Genomic DNA, 18009 nt, shown 5'->3' with positions numbered 1-18009 from the left:
GATCTCCGAGGCTCGTCTCCCCCCAAAAGCAACAGTCGCATCTCGACCCCTTCCGCTACCGGCCGGGCACCGCTACGGTCCCTGACTAACAAAGTTAGTTTTAGTCGACGGCCAGGCCGGGGGGCCGGCAAGAAGGTGGACGTGCCATGACGACTGCTCCCGACCGACCGCAGAACGCGGCGGGCGACGCCGACCGCCTCGCCGCCCTCGGCTACCGCCAGGAGCTGCGCCGCAGCCTCGGCGTGCTCGGCAACATCTCGATGGGCTTCGCCGTCGTCTCCCCCGTCGTCGGCCTCTACGCCGTCGCCCAGCTCGGCATGAGCATCTACGGCGGCGCCTGGGTCTGGGCCCTGCCGGTCTGCCTGCTCGGGCAGATGCTGGTGGTCTGCGTCTACTCCGAGCTGGCCTCGCAGTGGCCGCTGGCGGGCGGCGCGTACCAGTGGAGCCGCCGGCTCGCCGGGCCGGTGTTCGCCTGGCTGAGCGGCTGGATGTGGCAGTTCGCGGTGATGTTCGCCAACACCACCGTCGCGTACCTGGCCTCGCCCTGGTTCTTCGCGCTCTTCGGCCTGACCCCGACGCCCACCCAGCTGGTGCTCGTCTCCGCCGCGTTCATGGTCTTCTGCACCCTGGTCAACGCGTACGGGATCAACCTGCTGCGCTGGTTCGTCTCGCTCGGCATCGCGGCCGAGGCGGTCGCCTCGGTCGGCGTCGGGCTCGCGCTGCTGCTGTTCTTCCGGGTGCACGGGCTCTCGCTGCTCACCGACACCCTGGACGCGCCCGCCACCACCGGCACCGGCGGCCTGATGTCCTTCCTCGCCGTCGTCGCCGTCGGCGGCTGGGCGTTCATCGGCTTCGACGCCTGCGTGTCCACCGCCGAGGAGACCAAGGACGCCGCCCGCCAGGTGCCCAGGGCGATGCGCTGGGCCCTGCTCAGCGTCGGCGCCGTGGTCGTCCTGAACGCCGTCTCCGTCGCGCTGGCCCACCCGGACCCGGCCGCCGTCGTCGCGGGCACCGATCTCGACCCCGTCACCACCGCCGTCACCACCGGCCTCGGCGGCTGGGCCGACAAGCCCTTCGTGATCGTCGTGCTGATCAGCTTCACCGCCTGCCTGATGGCCTCCCAGGGCGGCGCCGCGCGCGGCCTCTACTCGCTCGCCCGGGACGGCGTCTTCCCGTTCTCCCGCCAGGTCCGCAAGGTCAACCGGCACAAGGCCCCGATCGGCGGCCTCGTCGCCGCGACACTGGTCAGCTGCGCCGCCCTGCCGCTCGGCCTGAAGGCCACCGCGATCGGCAGCCTGATCACCTTCGGCACCGCCGCGACCTTCCTCCCGTTCTTCCTGCTCACCCTGGCCGCCCTGATCGCCCGCCTGCGCGGCACCTGGCGGCCCGCCGGGGAGGTCTCGTACGGGCACTGGGGCACGCCGCTGAACGCGCTGGCGGTGCTCTGGACCGGCCTGGAGGTCGTCAACATCTGCTGGCCGCGCACCATCCTCGCCCCGCCCGGCGCCCCCTGGTACCAGGTCTGGGCCGCGCTGCTGGGCGTCGGCCTGGTCACCCTCGCCGGGGTCGGCTACCTGCTGGTGCGCCGCCCGCAGCGGCTGATGCAGGGTGCCGGGCCGGAGCGGCCGGACCTGGACGAGCTGGCGCCGGCGGTGATCTGACGGCGCCCCGGGGGCTGCGCGCGCTGAAGTTCGTGCGTGGCGGGTCTTGGTGGAGCCTGCGGGCCGTCGGAGGATGGTGCCGGTCGTAGGCGTCGTCGAGCGAGAGCGAGAGTCATGAGCCCCCAGCCCGAGAGTTACGACGTGGTGGTGCTCGGCGCCGGCCCGACCGGTGAGAACCTCGCCGACCGGGCGAAGGCGGCCGGGCTGAGCACGGTGGTGGTGGAGAGCCAGCTCGTCGGCGGCGAGTGCTCGTACTGGGCCTGCATGCCGAGCAAGGCGCTGCTGCGGCCCGCTGCCGCGCTCGCCCACGCCCGCGCGCTGCCGGGCGCCAAGCAGGCCGTCACGGGCGGGCTGGACACCGCCGCCGTGCTGGCCCGGCGGGACGAGTTCACCTCGCACTGGCACGACGACGGCCAGGTCGAGTGGCTCCGCTCCACCGGAATCGACCTGGTCCGGGGCCACGGCCGGCTGGCCGGTGAGCGGGCCGTGCTGGTGGACGGCGAGCGGCTGCTCACCGCGCGGCACGCCGTCGCCGTCTGCACCGGCAGCCGCCCGGCCCTGCCGCACGTCCCCGGGCTGGCCGAGGCGCACCCCTGGACCAGCCGCGACGCGACCAGCTCCGCCGTCGTGCCGCGCCGGCTGGCCGTCGTCGGCGGCGGGGTGGTCGCGGTCGAGATGGCCGCCGCCTGGCGGGCCCTGGGCTCCGAGGTCACCCTGCTGGTCCGGGGCAAGGGCCTGCTCCCCCGGATGGAACCCTTCGCGGGCGAGCTCGTCGCCGCCGGGCTGGCCGAGGCCGGGGTGACGGTGCGGCTCGGCACCGGCGTCACCGCCCTGCACCGCGACGGGCCCGTCACGCTCACCCTGGACGGCGGTGAGCTGCTGGAGGCCGACGAGGTGCTGTACGCGACCGGCCGGGCGCCGCGCACCGACGACATCGGCCTGGAGAGCCTGGGCCTGGCCCCCGGCTCCTGGCTGGAGACCGACGACAGCTGCCTGGTGAACGGCGTCCCGGGCGGCTGGCTGTATGCCGCCGGGGACGTCAACCACCGGGCGCTGATGACCCATCAGGGCAAGTACCAGGCCCGGATCGCCGGTGCGGCGATCGGTGCGCGCGCCCTCGGCACCCCGCTGGACACCGCCCGCTGGGGTGCGCACTCCGCCTCGGCCGATGTCGCGGGCCCGCCTCAGGTGGTCTTCACCGAGCCGGAGGCCGCCTCGGTCGGGCTGACCGCCGCCGGGGCGGAGGCGGCGGGCCTGCGGGTCCGTACCGTCGACCACGATCTCGGGCAGGTCGCCGGGGCCTCGCTCTACGGCGACGACTACCGGGGCCGGGCCCGGCTGGTGGTGGACCTCGACCGCGAGGTGGTGGTCGGCGCGACCTTCGTCGGCCCGGCGGTCGCGGAGCTGCTGCACTCCGCGACGGTGGCGGTGGTCGGCGAGGTGCCGCTGGCGCGGCTGTGGCACGCCGTCCCCGCGTACCCGACCATCAGCGAGGTCTGGCTCCGGCTGCTGGAGGCCCTCCGGGGGTGACCGGCAGGCGCGCCGCTCACGTACGCGCCGGTTGGGCCCCGGGTGCGTAGGCTGGCGGCGGGGGTCGTTGCTTGCCGAGCAGGTGGTGATGGACCATGACTGAGGTGCTGTTGGCGGTCGGGACGCAGAAGGGTCTGTTCCTGGGGCGCAGCCCGGACCGGGCCCGCTGGGAGTTCACCGGGCCGCACTTCCAGATGAACGCGGTGTACTCGGTGGCCGTCGACCGCCGTGGCCCGGTGCCCAGGCTGCTGGTCGGGGCCGACAGCAGCCACTGGGGGCCGTCGGTCTGGCACTCGGACGACCTCGGCGAGACCTGGCAGGAGCCCGCCCAGCCGGCCGTGAAGTTCCCCGAGCACACCGGCACCTCGCTGGAGCGGGTCTGGCAGCTGCACCCGGCGGGCCCCGAGGCGCCCGGGGTGGTGTACGCGGGGACGCAGCCCGCCGCGCTGTTCCGCTCGACCGACGGGGGCCGGAGCTTCACCCTGGACGAGGCGCTCTGGTCGCACCCGCAACGGGCCGACTGGGCGGCCGGGTTCGGCGGCCAGGGCCTGCACACCATCCTCACCGACGCGCGGGACGCCTCGGCGGTGACGGTCGCCGTCTCGACCGGCGGGGTCTACCGGACGGCGGACGGCGGCGACAGCTGGCAGCCCGCCAACGCGGGCATCCGGGCGAGCTTCCTGCCCGACGAGTACCCGGAGTTCGGGCAGTGCGTGCACAAGGTCGCGGCCGACCCGACCGACCGGGACCGCCTCTACCTGCAGAACCACGGCGGGGTCTACCGCAGCGACGACGGCGGCGCGCACTGGCAGGACATCGGCTCCGACCTGCCCGCGACCTTCGGCTTCAGCATCGCCACCCACCCCCGCAGGAGCGGCACCGCCTACCTCTTCCCGCTCGACGCCGACTACGCCCGGCTCCCGGTCGGCCGCCGCTGCCGGGTCTACCGGACGCAGGACGCGGGCGCCAGCTGGCACCCGCTCTCGGCCGGGCTGCCGGACGAGGACCACTACGGGGTCGTGCTGCGGGACGCGCTCTGCACCGACGACGGCGACCCGGCCGGGGTGTACTTCGGCAACCGCAACGGCGAGGTGTACGGCAGTGCGGACGACGGGGACAGCTGGACGCTGCTCAGCTCGCACCTGCCGGACGTGCTCTGCGTCCGGGCGGCGGTGCTGGACTGACGCCTCCCCGCATTCGCCAGGGAGGTACGGCGCGTCGGCCCGCAGCTGCCACAGGGCTTCTGAACTGCGGAGATTCCGTGGCTAGAGTGAGCGTGAGGACAGTTTCGGAAAATTGTTTCCGCAATGTGAAAATTATACAGGGAGGCCCATCATGAGCCTGAGCATCCGCAACCAGCTCCCCGGCACCGTCGCCGCCGTCACCACCGGCGAAGTCATGGCCACCGTCAAGGTCCGGCTGGCGAGCGGCGTCGAGCTCACCGCCGCCGTGACGCTGGACGCCGTCAAGGAGCTCGGTCTGCACGAGGGCGGCGCCGTCCGCGCCCTGGTGAAGTCGACCGAGGTCGCGCTCGCCACCGGCCCCGTCGCCGGCCTGAGCATCCGCAACCAGATCCCCGGCACGGTCAGCGAGGTCGCCACCGGCGGCGCGATGGCCGGGGTGAAGGTCTCCGTCGACGGCGGCGAGCTGACGGCGGCCATCACCGCCGACGCCGCCACCGACCTCAACCTGGCAGCGGGCACCCCGGTGGTCGCCCTGATCAAGTCGACCGAGATCTCGCTCGCCACCGCCTAGGCGCTCCGCGCAGGCTCGCCAGGGGCGCGCGCCGGCCCGTGCGCCCCGGCCCGTGCGCCCCTACTCCAGCACCGTCAGGCGGACGGCCGTGATGCCGCTGACGTAGCGGGCGCCGCAGGCGTCGGCGGGGATGACGAGCTGGGGCCCGTCGGCGTCGAGGGGGCGGCCGTCGATCGCGGTGGCGAGCAGGATCTGCTGGCCGCCGAAATCCGGGTCGACCTCCGCCCAGGAGACCACCGCGAGATGGCCGTCGGCGCCGGTCACCGCGAGCAGGTGGCGCAGGCGCTGCTTACGGGTCGCCAGGTCGACCAGGGGGTGGCTGGCACGCAGCACGTCCCAGAGCAACGGGCCGTCGAAGGTGTGCCGCTGCATCCCGCTGCCGAGGCAGTCGAAGCTCACCTCGACCCGGCGGGCGGGCAGGGCGCGGAGCTGTTCTACCGTCAGCTCGACCGGGTGGTCGAACCGGCCGTGGAACAGTACGGCCGACGCTCCGACGGCTGTTCCGGTCATCTGGCTGCCCCTTCCCGGGCCGCTGGGCTGCGGCGCCGGATTGGTGGTACCCGAGAGCGACCCACGCCACTCGCACTTGCTGGCTGAACATCTAATTTCAGCAGTACTTGCGATGGATCAACCACTACACACCTTGCATCTGCCGCCCGTGAAGGCACCGGGCGGATCACGGCGCAACTGGGCGTACGACTGGCGCAGAACACCAGGTGGGGCGGCCTTGACTGGGCGATCAAACAAGAGGGATCGAGGCACTCTGCTCTTGCATTTACGATGCCAGAGCGCACCTTGCCCTCGCTTCAGCGAGAGGTAGGACCGGCGCGGAGCACAAGGAGCGAGACATGATCGTCGGTGATCTGCTGGGGCTGGACGGCCTCCACATCGGACTGGCCTGGGGTACATCCGACCTGCTGGGCCGCCAGGTCACCGGAGTAACCTCCACCGACCTCCAGGACCCGGCCCGCTACCTCCAGCCCGGCGAACTCGTACTGAGCGGCCTGGTCTGGTGGCAGCCCGACGAGAACTCGGCGGCGCTGCGCTTCGCCACCTCACTGCGCAGCGCCGGGGTCGCCGCCCTGCTCGCGGGCGAGGGCACCCACGGCACCGTGCCGGAGAGCCTGGTCGACGCCTGCCGCACCCACGGCATCCCGCTGCTCTCCGTGCCGCCCGGCACCAGCTTCCGCGCGGTCACCGACCGGGTCTACCTCCGGCTCTGGGGCGGCCTCCAGAGCAGCTCGGAGGGCGTCGCGGCGCTCCCGGAGGCGGCCCGCCGGGAGCTTCTGGCGCTGCTGCACGCCGAGACCCCGCTCGACCAGGTGCTGGCCCACGCGGTGGCCCGGCTCGGGGTGCCGGACTGCTCGGTCGTCACCGTGAGCGGGCGGGTGCTGGGCTGCTCGACCGGCGCCGAGGCCGGTACGGGAGGGCGCGCGCCCCGGGGGGCGGTGCCGGTCGGGCCGCAGGGGGACACACCGTTCGACGGCTGGCTGCTCCAGCCGCACACCGAGCCCGGCCCGGCGGCCTCCGCCGTGCTGCACGGGCTGGCCGAGCTGCTCGGCCCGCTGGCCACCCGGATCCGGGCGGGGGCGGCCGCGCAGCGGCAGAGCACGGCGCGACTGGTCGAGCTGCTGGCGCAGGACGGGCCGGGCCTGGCGGACGCGCTCACCGCCTGCGGGCTGCCCTCGGACCAGCCACTGGTACCCGTCACGGCGCGGATCGACGGCGCCGGAGGGCTGGACGGCTCGGGGGGCTCCGGATGGGCGGCGGCGGCACTCGCCGAGGCACTGCACCGGGTCGGCGCGCCGTTCGCGGCCGGGCCGGACGGCACGGGGGGCGCGACCGCCCTGGTCGCCGCCCCGGCGGCGGCCGTGACGGCGGCGCTGCGGCCGGCCTGGCCGGGCCTCCAGCGGAAGCTGACCGGACGGCGGCGGCTGCGGGCCGGGGTCGGCCCGGCCGTGGCGCCGGTGGCCGAGGCGCTGCGGGGCGCCCTGGTGCAGGCCTCGTACGCGCTGGAGGCGGGGTCGGGGGTCGGCACTGGGGCCGGGTCCGGGTCCGGGTCCGGGTCCGGCACCGGGGCTCGGGAGGGGGACGGCGCGGTCGGGAGCAGCGGCGAGCTCAGCTCGCTGGCGGCGCTGCTGCGGGGGCTGCCCGCCGAGGTGACGGGCGCCTTCCACACCCGCCTGCTGGCGCCGCTGGCCGACCACGACCGGGAGAACGCCGTCTCGCTGCTCGGCACCCTCGGCGCCTTCCTGGACCACGACGGCTCATGGGCGCGGACGGCCGAGGCGCTGCACATCCACGTCAACACCGTGCACTACCGGATCCGCCGGATCGAGGAGCTCACCGGCCGCAGCCTGGCCCACCTGGAACACCGGGTGGACCTGCGGGCGGCACTGCTCTGCTCCCCCGGGGCTCACCCCGTCCGGGCGTAGCGTCCGGGCGTAGGCTCCGGGCGGTCTCACTGCTCGCCCAGCAGCATCCACTTCTCCGGCTTCGCCATCGGCTCGAACCCGACCTTGGCGTAGACCTCGTGGGCGTCGGCGGTGGCCAGCAGGACGCGGCGCAGGCCGTAGGTGGTGAGGTGGTCCCGGACGGCGGCGGCCAGGGCCGTGCCCAGGCCCTTGCCGCGCGCGGCGGGGGCGATGTAGACGTCACAGAGCCAGGCGAAGGTGGACCGGTCGGTGACCAGCCGGGCGTAGCCGACCTGGGCGCCGGAGGCGCCGTCGTAGACGCCGTAGTTCAGGGAGCTCTCGATGGCCACGTCCTGCTTCTCGCGGGTGCGGCCCATCGCCCAGTAGGCGTCCTGCGAGAGCCACTGGTGTATCAGGGCGGCGTCGAGGCGCGCGGGGTCGGTGGAGATCTCGTAGCCGTCCGGCAGGTCACTGTTCATGCCAGGATCCAACCAGCCCGGCCCGCCGTCGGACCAGTGGATATCCACGGGCCGGACGGAGCTCAGCTCTCGGCCGCGCGGAGGCGGGCGCTGACCTCGCCGAGCCCTTCGGCGAGGACGGCGAGCTGCTCGCGGCTCAGGACGTCGATGAGCACCTCGCGGACGGTGGCCACATGGCCGGGTGCGGCGGCCCGCAGGACGCGCCAGCCCTCGGCCGTCAGCTCGGCGAACACGCCCCGGTCGTCGCTGGCGCAGGAGCGGCGGGCGACCAGCCCGGCCTTCTCCAGCTGGGTGATCTGGTAGGTCAGCCCGCTCTTGGAGGTGACCAGCCGGGCGGCGAGGTCGGTCATCCGCAGCGAGCCGTCGGGGGCGGCGGAGAGCTGCACGAGGATCTCGTACTGGGTGTGCGAGAGCCCGGCGTCCTCCTTGAACTGCTGTTCCAGGCGCCGGTTGATGAGGTTGCTGGCCGCCACGAAGCCGCGCCAAGCGGCCATCTCCAGCTCGTCCAGCCAACGCGGTTCATCCATGGGTACATCGTACCCATTTGTTCAAATTCGAACTGAGGCGGACGGCGGTGGGGCCGGCCGGAGTGCCCGGCCGGCCCCGTCAGCGGGCGGGTCAGCCGTTGAAGTCGCCACCGACTGCGGCACCGTCGCCGCTGCCGGACATCGCATCGCCGCCGACCGCGAAGGCCGCGCCGCACATCGACTCGGCGTCGCCGCCGACGGCCGCCGCCACGCCCTCGCCGTACGCGGTGGCGTCACCGCCGACCGCACCGGCGTTGCCGGTCATGGACGAGGCGTCGCCGCCGACGGCGCCCGCGTCGCCGGTCTGGGACGAGGCGTCACCGCCGACGGTGAAACCCCCGTGCGGGTGGCAGACGTGGGCCGAGGCCACACCGGCGCCGGCGAACACGGCGAAACCGGTGAGGGCAGCGGCGGCAGTGAACTTGGCGATGGTCGTACGCATGAGTCCTCCTCGTTGGTACACGACGGAGGGAGCTTCGGCACGACCCGGCCCGAGCATGAGCCCAGGAGCCGCGAATCACCCGCCCGGCGCAGCAGATCCGCCGCCACGGAGCACAGCCGACGCCCCGTCGATTCGCACTGGTGAATCGCTCACCGACGCACTTCGGCCGACAGCGATCGGGGGTGGTGGCCGCGCGCCGGACACGGCACAGTAACGGCATGCAGACTCCCCTCACCGTCATGGACTTCCTCGACCGGGCGGAAGCGGTCTACGGAGACCGCGTCGGCCTGGTCGACGAACCGCAGCAACCCGCCGCCTCCTGGGGCGAGGTGACGTACCGGCGGATGGCCGAGCTGGCCCGCGCCCAAGCCGCCGGGCTCGACCGGCTCGGGGTCGGGGCGGGCGAACGCGTCGCCGTCGTCTCGCAGAACTCGGCCCGGCTGATGACCTCGCTGTACGGCGTCAGCGGCCACGGCCGGGTGCTGGTGCCGGTCAACTTCCGCCTCAAGGCGGAGGAGGTCGCCTACATCGTCGAGCAGTCCGGCGCCTCCGTCCTACTGGTCGACCCGGAGTTGGACGAGGCGCTGGCCGGGGTGCCCGTCCGGCACCGCTTCGTGCTCGGCGCCGAGAGCGACGCCGAGCTGTACGACTTCACCCGCGCGCCCGTCCGGTACGAGATCGCCGAGTCGGACACCGCCACGATCAACTACACCAGTGGGACGACCGCGCGCCCCAAGGGGGTTCAGCTCACCCACCGCAACCTCTGGCTGAACGCGGTGCTGATGGGGCTGCACTTCGGGGCGAGCGACCGGGACGTCTACCTGCACACTCTGCCGATGTTCCACGCCAACGGCTGGGGCATGCCGTTCGCACTGACCGGGCTCGGCGCGCAGCACGTGGTGCTGCGCAAGGTCGACGGCGCCGAGATCCTGCGCCGGGTCGAGCGGCACGGCGTGACCTTCCTGTGCGGGGCGCCGGCCGTCGTCGCGAGCATCCTCGACGCCGCCGCCGACTGGGACGGGCCCGTCCCCGGGCGGGACAAGGTCCGCATGATCGTCGCCGGGGCGCCGCCGCCGACCTCGCTCGTCCAGCGCGTCGAGGCCGAACTCGGCTGGGAGTTCATGCAGATCTACGGCCTGACCGAGACCTCCCCCATCGTGACGGTCAACCGCTCCCGCGCCGAGTGGGACGCCCTGCCGCCGGCCGAGCGCGCCGAACGCCTGGTGCAGGCGGGCGCCCCCGCGCTCGGCAGCCAGGTGCGGGTCGACGAGCAGGGGGAGGTACTCGTCCGCTCCAACACTGTGCTGGAGGGGTACTGGCAGCAACCCGCCGAGACCGCCGCCGCACTCAAGGACGACTGGTTCCACACCGGCGACGGCGGCACCCTCACCGAGGGCCAACTCAGCATCTCCGACCGGAAGAAGGACGTCATCATCACCGGCGGGGAGAACGTCTCCTCGATCGAGGTCGAGGACTGCCTCTACGACCACCCGGCCGTCGCCGAGGTCGCCGTGATCGGCGTGCCGGACACCAAGTGGGGCGAGACGATCAAGGCACTGGTCGTCCTCAAGGAGGGCCACTCCACCGACGAGGCCGCGCTGATCGCCCACTGCAAGCAGCGCCTGGCCGGCTACAAGGCCCCCACCTCGGTGGAGTTCCGCGACGCACTGGCCCGCACCACCACCGGCAAGCTGCAGAAGTTCCGCCTGCGCGAGCCGTACTGGGCCGGTCACACCCGCGCCGTCAACTAACTTGCCCTGAAAGGAAGTTCACATGATCGACCTGACCGCGCTGCTGGCCGACCTGACGGCCGAGAGCGCCGAACTGGACGCCCTCGTCGCGGGCCTGAGCCTCGACGGCCTGGCCACCGAGACGCCCGCCCCCGGCTGGACCATCGCCCACCAGCTCTCGCACCTGGCCTGGACGGACCGGTGGGCCCTGCTCGCCGCCCGGGACGCGGACGGCTTCGCCAAGACCGCCGCCGAGGTGTTCACCGACGGCTCGGACCCGATCGAGGCCGGGGCCGCCGAGGGGGTCGGCGAGAGCCCCGAGGCCCTGCTCGGCCGCTGGCGGGCCGGACGGGCCGAGCTGGCCACCGCCCTGGCCGAGGCCGACGGCCGCCAACTCCCCTGGTTCGGGCCGCCGATGAAGCCCGGCACGATGGCGACCGCCCGCCTGATGGAGACCTGGGCCCACGGCCAGGACGTCGCCGACGCCCTCGGCGTCACCCGCACCCCCACCGCCCGCCTGCGGCAGGTCGCCCACCTGGGCGTCCGCACCATGGGCTTCGCCTTCGCCCTGCACGGCCTCCCCACCCCCGAGGCCCCCGTCCGGGTCGAACTGACCGGCCCCGCAGGAGAGTCCTGGGTCTGGGGCCCCGAGGACGCCGCCGACCGCATCACCGGCCCGGCCCTCGACTTCTGCCTCCTCGTCACCCAACGCCGCAGCCTGGGCAGCCTCGCCCTACGCAGCCAGGGCCCGACCGCCCAGGCCTGGCTCCCCATCGCCCAGGCCTTCGCAGGCCCGCCCGGCGCTGGTCGCTGACAGATACCCCAGGGGCGCGGCCAGTTGTGTGAGGCCACTCATGGCTTCACACGGCTATCCGGAGGGCGGTGAGTCTGGTCGCGACCAGGTTGACTGCGCCGTCGTTGCGTTCGATGCGGCCGTGGACGAGGAGGCCGGCCCGGTCGAGGGCGGTGCGGCGTTCGGGCTCCCAGACGGCGCGGTTGCAGACGACGTTGATCAGGCCGGTCTCGTCCTCCAGGCTGAGGAAGAGCACGCCGCCTGCCGTGGGCGGGCGCTGGCGGTGGGTGACCAGGCCGCCGACCACGACGGGGGTGCCGTGCTCGACGGCGGGGAGCGCGGAGGCGGGGAGCGCGCCGCCCCGGTCGAGGAAGGCCCGCAGGTGCTGCATGGGGTGGCTGGTGGCGGAGGTGCCGGTGGCCCACAGGTCGGCGATGGTCTCCTCGACCGGGGTCATCACCGGCAGGGCGGGGGCGGTGGCCCCGGGTGCGGTGCCGGGCAGGGCGTCGGCCGAGGCGGCGTGCACACCGGCCTCCCAGAGCGCCTGACGCCGCGACAGGCCGAAGCAGCCGAAGGCCCCGGCCGTGGCCAGCACCTCCAGGACGGGGGCCGGCAGGCCGCTGCGGCGGGCGAAGTCCTCCAGCCCCGCGTACGGCTGCCCGGCCGCGACCGCCTCGGCCTGCGCGGTGCCCAACCCCCGTACGGTGGTGAGCCCGAGGCGGATCGCGGGCTGCGGGTGCGGGGGCAGCCCGGACGGCGCCGGGTCGGGCTCCAGCGTGGGGCCGGGGCTGCTGGCGTTGACGTCGACGCCACGGACCCGGACGCCGTGCCGCCGGGCGTCGGAGACCAAGCTGAGCGGTGAGTAGAAGCCCATCGGCTGGTTGGCCAGCAGGGCGCAGGTGAAGGCCGCCGGGTAGTGGTGCTTGAGCCAGGCGCTCGCGTACACCAGGTAGGCGAAGCTGATCGCGTGCGACTCCGGGAAGCCGTAGTTGGAGAAGGCCTCGATCTTGGTGTAGACGTCCTCGGCGGTGTCGGCCGGGATGCCCCGCTCGGCCATGCCCGTCAGCAGCCGCTCCCGCAGCTCGGCGACCCGCTGGTGGGAGCGCTTGGCGCCCATCGCCTGCCGCAGCCGGTCGGCTTCGGCTGGGCTGAACCCCGCGCAGTCGATGGCCAGTTGCATCATCTGTTCCTGGAAGAGCGGCACTCCGAGCGTCTTGCCGAGGGCGTTCTCCATCGACGGGTGCGGGCAGCCGGCCGCCTCGACCCCGGCGCGCCGCCGCAGGTACGGGTGCACGGAGCCGCCCTGGATCGGGCCCGGCCGGATCAGGGCGACCTCGACCACCAGGTCGTAGAACCTCTCCGGCTTCAGCCTGGGCAGGGTGGCCATCTGGGCGCGTGACTCGACCTGGAAGACGCCGACGGTGTCGGCCCGGCAGAGCATCTCGTAGACGGCCGCCTCCTCCTTCGGGATGGTCGCCAGGTCGTAGCGCAGGCCGTGGTGTTCGGCGACCAGATCGCAGGCGTCGTGCAGCGCGGAGAGCATCCCGAGGCCGAGCAGGTCGATCTTGACCAGTTCGGCCCCGGCGACGGACTCCTTGTCCCACTGGAGGACGGAGCGGCCCGGCATCCGGGCCCACTCGGTCGGGCAGATCTCGCCGATCGGCGCCTTGGTCAGCACCATGCCGCCCGAGTGGATGCCCAAGTGCCTCGGCAGGCCGTGGAGTTCCTGGGCGAGGGCGAGGACGTCGGCGGGGATCAGCGCGTCCGCCACCGGCTGACTGCGGAAGTCGCTCTGCCGGGCGAACGCCTCGACCTGCCCGGCCGGGTAGCCGAGCACCCGGGCTGCGTCCCGCAGCGCCAGCCGGGGTCGGTAGGTGATCACATTGGCGACCTGGGCCGCGTGTTCGCGCCCGTACCGGCGGTAGACGTACTGGATCACCTCCTCGCGGCGGCGGTGCTCGATGTCGAGGTCGATGTCGGGCGGCCCGTCCCGGGCGGTGCTGAGGAAGCGTTCGAAGAGCAGCCGGTAGCGGACGGGGTCGACGGCGGTGATCCCGAGGGCGTAGCAGACGGCGGAGTTGGCGGCGGAGCCCCGGCCCTGGCACCAGATGTCCTGCGCCCGGCAGAAGTCGACGATGTCGTGGACGATGAGGAAGTACCCGGCCAGCTCCAGCTCTTCGATGACGTTGAGCTCAACGCCCAGCTGGCGCAGGGCGGGTGCGTTGTCGGCGCCGAACCTGACCGGCCCGGCCTCGGCGACCAGGGAGCGGAGCAGCCCGATCTCGCTGTCGCCCTCGGGCACCGGGAAGCCGGGCAACTGCGGTGCCAGGCTGCGGAATTCGAAGGCGCAGGCCCGGCCGAGCTCGACCGTCGCCTGCTGGACGCCCGGGTGGCGGCCGAGCCGGGCGGCCATCTCGGCGCCGGAGCGCAGGTGGGCCGTGCCTGCGGCGTTCGTCCAGCCTGCGGCGTCCTGGAGGGTGCGGCGCCCGTGCAGCGCGGCCAGGCTCTGGGCCAGCCTGGACTGGGCGGGCGAGGCCTGGTGGACGTTGTTGGAGGCGACCACCGCCAGGCCCGTCCGCGCGGCGAGGGCGGCGAGCCGGTCGTTGCGTACGTCGTCGCCGGGCAGGCGCTGGTCGATGAGCTCGACGAAGACGTTCTCCGCCCCGAACGCCTCGGCCAGCGTACGGAGTTCACGCTCGGCCCGAGCGGGCCCGCCCTCGGCGAGGGCGGTCGGCACCCGGCCCAGCCGACAGCCGGTGAGCACCGCCCACCGGCCGCCGTGGGCGGCGGCCAGCGCTTCGAAGTCGTACGCCGGACGGCCCTTGACCCCGCCCGCGAGCTGGGCGGCGCTGATCGCGGCGGAGAGTCTGCGGTAGCCCTCCGGCCCTCGGGCGAGCACCAGCAGGTGGTCGGTCGGGCCGAGGGTCAGTTCGGCGCCGAAGACCGTGGCCACCCCGGCCTCCCGGGCGGCGGCGGCGAGCCGGACGGCCCCGTACAGCCCGTCGTGGTCGGTGAGCCCGAGCGTCTCGACCCCGAGCCGGGCGGCCTCCGCCACCAGCGCCTCGGGTTCGGCGGCGCCGTCGAGGAAGCTGAAGGCGGAGTGGACGTGCAGCTCCGCCCAGGGCTCGGCGGCCGGCTCCCGCACGGGCGGGAGTGGTCGGCGGCGCAGCGGCACGACCTTGGCGCCGCCCGAAGCCGGGGCGCCGTCCAGGCGGCGGCGCAGCTCGTGCCAGGAGAGCGAAGGATGGCTGGTGAATCCCATCGCGGTCTTGCTCCGTCTCGGGGTGGTTCGGTCCGTTCGGTCAGCCCCCCGGCGGTTGTGCGTCAGTCGTAGGCGGCCTCCACCGACCAGTGGCCGTCCTCGACGGTGAGCAGCAGGGCGCGCCCGTCGGCGACGGCGATCTGCAGCCTGGCCCGGCGGCGGCGCCGGGCCGCGTCCCACCAGTACTCGACGGCGGGCCACGGGCCCGTCCAGCCGGTGACCGCGAGGGTGCCGTCAGCCAGGTCGAGGCGGGCGGGCGGTGCCGAGAGGTCGGCCCGGCCGCTGACGATCACGGGCCGGCCCGCCGCGTCCAGCACGGTGACGGGGACGGGCACCCGGGGCACCACGTGCGGCGAGGGCTCCGGCAGCTGCCCCGGCCAGGGGGCGGGCACCGGCTCCTCGTACGGCTTGCCCCAGGGCACCCGGACGAGCTGTTCGGCCGGGCCCCGGCCGCCGGCGGGTTCGGCCTGGCGCAGCCCGGCGTGGCCGAGCACCGCCTGCACCCGGGCCACGGCCCGCTCGACCCTGTCCTCCGCCACCGCCTGGCCCCAGAGCGCCAGCTGCCGCCCCTGGTCGGGCGCCAGCCCGTCCGGGACGAGCCGCAGCGCGGTGAAGCCCCGGTCGCCGTCCGGGGAGGAGCTGCCCGGGGAGGACTCGTCCGGGGAGGAGCTGCCCGCGAAGGTGCCCGCGCTCTGCCAGGCGTGCAGCTGCCAGCGGACGCGTTCGGCGAGGGCGGCAGCGCCGAGGCCTCGTTCGTGGCGCCAGAGGCGGGTGGCGATGGTGCCGTCCGCGCAGGTCACCTCGACGGCGACCCGGCGGCAGGCCAGGCCCGCCCCGGCCAGCCGGGCGTGCAGCTGCTCGGCGAGGGTGCGGGCGACGAAAACCAGCGGCTCGGCCAGCTGCTCGGGCGGGTCGAAGCGCTGCTCCACCGCCAGGTCGGGCCCTTCGGGGCGCGGCACCAGCGGGCGGGAGAGCAGCCCCCGGGCGCGCCGGTGTGCGGCCACGCCGACCGGCCCGAACCTGTCCACCACGGCCCGGCCGGGCAGCTGGGCGAAGGCGCCCACGGTGTGGATGCCAAGCCGTCCGAGCAGCTCGGCCAACGGCTCGTCGCCGAGCGCGGCCACGGGGTAGGGCGCCAGGAACTCGGCCGTCCGCCCGACCGGCACCAGCGCCCCGGCCCGCGCCGCGAGCACGGCGGCGAACAGCCCGTCCGCGACACCGACCTGCCCGTGCGGGGCCTGCGCCGCGCTGTTCGAACCGCCCGCACCGGGCAGACCGCCCAGGGCGAGCGCCACCGCGCTGTGGACCTGCGCCGCCAGCGCCTCCTCACCGCCGAAGTAGCGACTGGGGCCCTTGACCGGGATCGCGCACATCCCCGGGCGCAGCACCTCCACCCGGGGGGTGAAGGCCGTGACGGCGGCGGCCACCGGTTCGAACAGCCGGGTCTCGGCCTCCTCGTCGCGCTCGCGCAGCTCCAGCTCCGGGCAGAGCCGCTGCGCCAGCCGCAACCGCTGGCCGCGCCGCACCCCGGCGGCGCGGGCCGCGTCGGAGCAGGCCAGCACCCGGCCGCCCTCCAGCACCGCCACCGCCGCCACGCCCCCGGTCTCGGCTGTGACTGTGGCTGTGGCGGCCACCGGCCAGTCCGGACACCACACCACCAGCACCCTGGGCGCGCTCATCCTGTATCACCGCCCATGTCAGACCGCCGCCAGCCGGCCGGGCACAGCAACCACGCCGGGCGCGGCAGCCACGGACTCGCCCGCCTCGACGGCCCGCGCGACGCCGTGCTCGTCCGGCAGCCAGAGCTGCGCCGTCCGGGGGCGGGCTGCCGCGCCGCGACCCTCCGCCGTGGCCTCGACCTGCCGCCCGAGCAGCTGTCCGTGCCCGGCTCCGAGGCCGTACCAGCGCGCGGAGCTGACCCGCAGCCGCAGGGCGGCACCGGGCCAGGGGCCTGCGACCAGCAGGGCGCAGCCGCCGCGCCGCAGGACGGCGGCGAGGCGCGCCGCGAGCTGTGGCGGCACCGGGCCGTCCGGGCGGAGCATGATCAGCCCGACCGCTCCGGCCAGGATCGACACCACCTCGGCCCAGTGCTGCCCGGGGTCGTCGACGAGCAGCAGCCGCCGCAGGTCCAGCCCGTACCCGGCGGCGGCCGCCAGCCCGAGGTCGGGCAGCCCGACGGCCGCCGCCCACTCCCCCTCCGGCCCGGCGGCCCCCGCCGCCAGGGCGAGCAGCAGCCCGGTGTCCCCGTGCACCGACACGGCCGCCCCCCGGCGCAGCCCGCCCTCGGGCAGCAGCGGGGCGAGCGCGGGCAGGACGGGCAGCAGCTCACGCCCGGCGGGCGTGGCAGGCGTCCCGGCTGACCGGAGGGGGGCGGGTTCGAAAGTGGGCACACTCCAGGATCGAACATTAGTTCGGGAATATTCAAGTCCGCTTTTCCCGGGCGGCGGATTGCTCAGCCCAGGAAGGCCGCCGTGGCCGCCACGAACCGGTCGGCGTCGTCGAGCCACGGGAAGTGCCCGGCACCGGGCTGGACGGCGAGCTCGGCGTTCGGGAAGAACGTGGCGTACTCCGCCACCACCTGCGGCGGGGCGGACAGGTCGACCTCCCCGGCGAGCAGGAACACCGGCGGCTCGAACCGGGCGAGCGCCGCGCGGGTGGCGTCCGGTTCGAAGGCGCCCTCCGCGCCGAAGGCGGCCACGACCGCGCTGTCGGTCTGCGCCTGCCCGGTGGCGTGGTGGGCCTGCGCGGTCTCGTCCCACCGGCCGTACGAGAACGGCGCGATCGCCTGCCAGCTGTCGCCGGTGGCCCGGCCCGCCACGATCGCCTCCAGCGCCGCGGACGCCGCCGGGTACCACGGCTCGTCCCGGCGCAGCTCCGCCGTCTCCTGCCGCAGGTCACCGGTGATCACGAGGCCGACGGCCCGCACGCTGGGCGTGATCAGCGCGAGCCTGCCGACCCGCTCCGGGTGGCGGGCCACGTACTGCACGGCCAGGTTCACCCCGGCGCAGTGCGCGAGCAGATCCACCCGGTCGAGGCCGAGATGCTCGCGCAACGCCTCGACGTCGTCGACGAGTTGGTCGCAGCGCAGGTGCGCGGTGCCCGGCGGGACGGCCGACCCGCCGGTGCCCCGGAGATCCAGCACGACCAGCCGCCGGTGGGCGGAGAGGCCGCCGAGCTCGCCCAGATAGGCGGAGGGCTGCGGCCCTCCGGGCAGGCAGATCACCGGCGGGCCGTCGCCGAACTCGTGGTAGGTGAGAGTCGTTCCGTCATGGGCGGAGAAAGTAGGCATGACCGGGAACCCTGACAGCGGCACCCCGGCGAAGCAACCGAATTCCCAGGTGAGCGCCGGTGCCCCGGCCAGTCGGCTCGGCACTGCCCCGGCTGCCCCTTCGGGTGATCGGGGGATCCCGGCGGCG

Annotated in this window: 15 protein-coding genes; 7 read left to right on the top strand and 8 right to left on the bottom strand. The window is 74.6% G+C overall.

The genetic code is table 11. The features are described 5' to 3' along the window. Positions 1-146 precede the first annotated feature (146 nt). The 4 genes from ACR68M_RS27510 to ACR68M_RS27495 all read left to right on the top strand — a co-directional run bounded on the left by ACR68M_RS27510 (position 147) and on the right by ACR68M_RS27495 (position 4946). On the top strand, positions 147-1661 hold the full coding sequence (locus tag ACR68M_RS27510; RefSeq protein WP_441246822.1) for an APC family permease: 1515 nt from the start codon (positions 147-149) through the stop codon (positions 1659-1661). A gap of 114 nt (positions 1662-1775) precedes the next feature. Further along, the gene (locus ACR68M_RS27505; RefSeq protein ID WP_441246821.1) at positions 1776-3191 is read left to right on the top strand and encodes a dihydrolipoyl dehydrogenase family protein; all 1416 of its coding nucleotides are present in this window, start codon (positions 1776-1778) and stop codon (positions 3189-3191) included. A 95-nt stretch (positions 3192-3286) separates the two neighbouring features. Further along, positions 3287-4375: a WD40/YVTN/BNR-like repeat-containing protein gene (locus ACR68M_RS27500; protein ID WP_441246820.1), complete on the top strand. Its 1089-nt coding sequence runs from the start codon at positions 3287-3289 to the stop codon at positions 4373-4375. Positions 4376-4526: 151 nt separating this feature from the next. Continuing rightward, complete coding sequence (locus tag ACR68M_RS27495) at positions 4527-4946, top strand: TOBE domain-containing protein (protein ID WP_441246819.1); 420 nt, start codon at positions 4527-4529, stop codon at positions 4944-4946. 60 nt (positions 4947-5006) lie between these two features. On the opposite strand, the gene ACR68M_RS27490 is transcribed toward ACR68M_RS27495, so the two are convergent. Then, a complete protein-coding gene (locus ACR68M_RS27490) occupies positions 5007-5456 on the bottom strand; it encodes a molybdopterin-dependent oxidoreductase (protein ID WP_441246818.1) in 450 nt (149 codons plus the stop codon). 338 nt (positions 5457-5794) lie between these two features. Between ACR68M_RS27490 and ACR68M_RS27485 the strand changes: the two genes are divergently transcribed. Next, positions 5795-7381: a PucR family transcriptional regulator gene (locus tag ACR68M_RS27485; RefSeq protein ID WP_441246817.1), complete on the top strand. Its 1587-nt coding sequence runs from the start codon at positions 5795-5797 to the stop codon at positions 7379-7381. A 26-nt stretch (positions 7382-7407) separates the two neighbouring features. Here the strand turns inward: ACR68M_RS27485 and ACR68M_RS27480 are convergent, their stop codons facing one another. The 3 genes from ACR68M_RS27480 to ACR68M_RS27470 all read right to left on the bottom strand — a co-directional run bounded on the left by ACR68M_RS27480 (position 7408) and on the right by ACR68M_RS27470 (position 8808). After that, a complete protein-coding gene (locus tag ACR68M_RS27480; protein WP_441246816.1) occupies positions 7408-7839 on the bottom strand; it encodes a GNAT family N-acetyltransferase in 432 nt (143 codons plus the stop codon). Positions 7840-7901: 62 nt separating this feature from the next. Next, positions 7902-8366, bottom strand: coding sequence for a MarR family winged helix-turn-helix transcriptional regulator (locus tag ACR68M_RS27475; RefSeq protein WP_441246815.1), 465 nt, complete (start codon positions 8364-8366; stop codon positions 7902-7904). 91 nt (positions 8367-8457) lie between these two features. Further along, a complete protein-coding gene (locus tag ACR68M_RS27470) occupies positions 8458-8808 on the bottom strand; it encodes a hypothetical protein (RefSeq protein WP_441246814.1) in 351 nt (116 codons plus the stop codon). A gap of 218 nt (positions 8809-9026) precedes the next feature. Between ACR68M_RS27470 and ACR68M_RS27465 the strand changes: the two genes are divergently transcribed. Continuing rightward, on the top strand, positions 9027-10559 hold the full coding sequence (locus ACR68M_RS27465; protein WP_441246813.1) for an AMP-binding protein: 1533 nt from the start codon (positions 9027-9029) through the stop codon (positions 10557-10559). A 22-nt stretch (positions 10560-10581) separates the two neighbouring features. Further along, complete coding sequence (locus ACR68M_RS27460) at positions 10582-11352, top strand: TIGR03084 family metal-binding protein (RefSeq protein WP_441246812.1); 771 nt, start codon at positions 10582-10584, stop codon at positions 11350-11352. Between the two features lie 46 nt (positions 11353-11398). Here the strand turns inward: ACR68M_RS27460 and ACR68M_RS27455 are convergent, their stop codons facing one another. From ACR68M_RS27455 to ACR68M_RS27440, 4 genes are all read right to left on the bottom strand, one after another. Beyond that, a complete protein-coding gene (locus ACR68M_RS27455) occupies positions 11399-14593 on the bottom strand; it encodes an error-prone DNA polymerase (protein ID WP_441246811.1) in 3195 nt (1064 codons plus the stop codon). Positions 14594-14655: 62 nt separating this feature from the next. Continuing rightward, the gene (locus ACR68M_RS27450; protein ID WP_441246810.1) at positions 14656-16272 is read right to left on the bottom strand and encodes a DNA polymerase Y family protein; all 1617 of its coding nucleotides are present in this window, start codon (positions 16270-16272) and stop codon (positions 14656-14658) included. 18 nt (positions 16273-16290) lie between these two features. After that, positions 16291-16983, bottom strand: a complete 693-nt coding sequence (locus ACR68M_RS27445; RefSeq protein ID WP_441246809.1) for a hypothetical protein — start codon at positions 16981-16983, stop codon at positions 16291-16293. Between the two features lie 62 nt (positions 16984-17045). Next, the gene (locus ACR68M_RS27440; RefSeq protein WP_441246808.1) at positions 17046-17882 is read right to left on the bottom strand and encodes an alpha/beta fold hydrolase; all 837 of its coding nucleotides are present in this window, start codon (positions 17880-17882) and stop codon (positions 17046-17048) included. Between the last annotated feature and the right edge of the window lie 127 nt (positions 17883-18009).

The organism is Kitasatospora sp. McL0602 (genome assembly GCF_052076145.1).
Lineage (GTDB): Bacteria > Actinomycetota > Actinomycetes > Streptomycetales > Streptomycetaceae > Kitasatospora.
Note: the sequence above shows the minus strand (reverse complement) of the source record. Positions and strands in the feature narration are given on the sequence as shown.

Coding starts and splice junctions, on each gene's coding strand:
- ACR68M_RS27510 (WP_441246822.1), top strand. CDS start 147: ATGACGACTGCTCCCGACCGACCGCAGAACGCGGCGGGCGACGCCGAC.
- ACR68M_RS27505 (WP_441246821.1), top strand. CDS start 1,776: ATGAGCCCCCAGCCCGAGAGTTACGACGTGGTGGTGCTCGGCGCCGGC.
- ACR68M_RS27500 (WP_441246820.1), top strand. CDS start 3,287: ATGACTGAGGTGCTGTTGGCGGTCGGGACGCAGAAGGGTCTGTTCCTG.
- ACR68M_RS27495 (WP_441246819.1), top strand. CDS start 4,527: ATGAGCCTGAGCATCCGCAACCAGCTCCCCGGCACCGTCGCCGCCGTC.
- ACR68M_RS27490 (WP_441246818.1), bottom strand. CDS start 5,456: ATGACCGGAACAGCCGTCGGAGCGTCGGCCGTACTGTTCCACGGCCGG.
- ACR68M_RS27485 (WP_441246817.1), top strand. CDS start 5,795: ATGATCGTCGGTGATCTGCTGGGGCTGGACGGCCTCCACATCGGACTG.
- ACR68M_RS27480 (WP_441246816.1), bottom strand. CDS start 7,839: ATGAACAGTGACCTGCCGGACGGCTACGAGATCTCCACCGACCCCGCG.
- ACR68M_RS27475 (WP_441246815.1), bottom strand. CDS start 8,366: ATGGATGAACCGCGTTGGCTGGACGAGCTGGAGATGGCCGCTTGGCGC.
- ACR68M_RS27470 (WP_441246814.1), bottom strand. CDS start 8,808: ATGCGTACGACCATCGCCAAGTTCACTGCCGCCGCTGCCCTCACCGGT.
- ACR68M_RS27465 (WP_441246813.1), top strand. CDS start 9,027: ATGCAGACTCCCCTCACCGTCATGGACTTCCTCGACCGGGCGGAAGCG.
- ACR68M_RS27460 (WP_441246812.1), top strand. CDS start 10,582: ATGATCGACCTGACCGCGCTGCTGGCCGACCTGACGGCCGAGAGCGCC.
- ACR68M_RS27455 (WP_441246811.1), bottom strand. CDS start 14,593: ATGGGATTCACCAGCCATCCTTCGCTCTCCTGGCACGAGCTGCGCCGC.
- ACR68M_RS27450 (WP_441246810.1), bottom strand. CDS start 16,272: ATGAGCGCGCCCAGGGTGCTGGTGGTGTGGTGTCCGGACTGGCCGGTG.
- ACR68M_RS27440 (WP_441246808.1), bottom strand. CDS start 17,882: ATGCCTACTTTCTCCGCCCATGACGGAACGACTCTCACCTACCACGAG.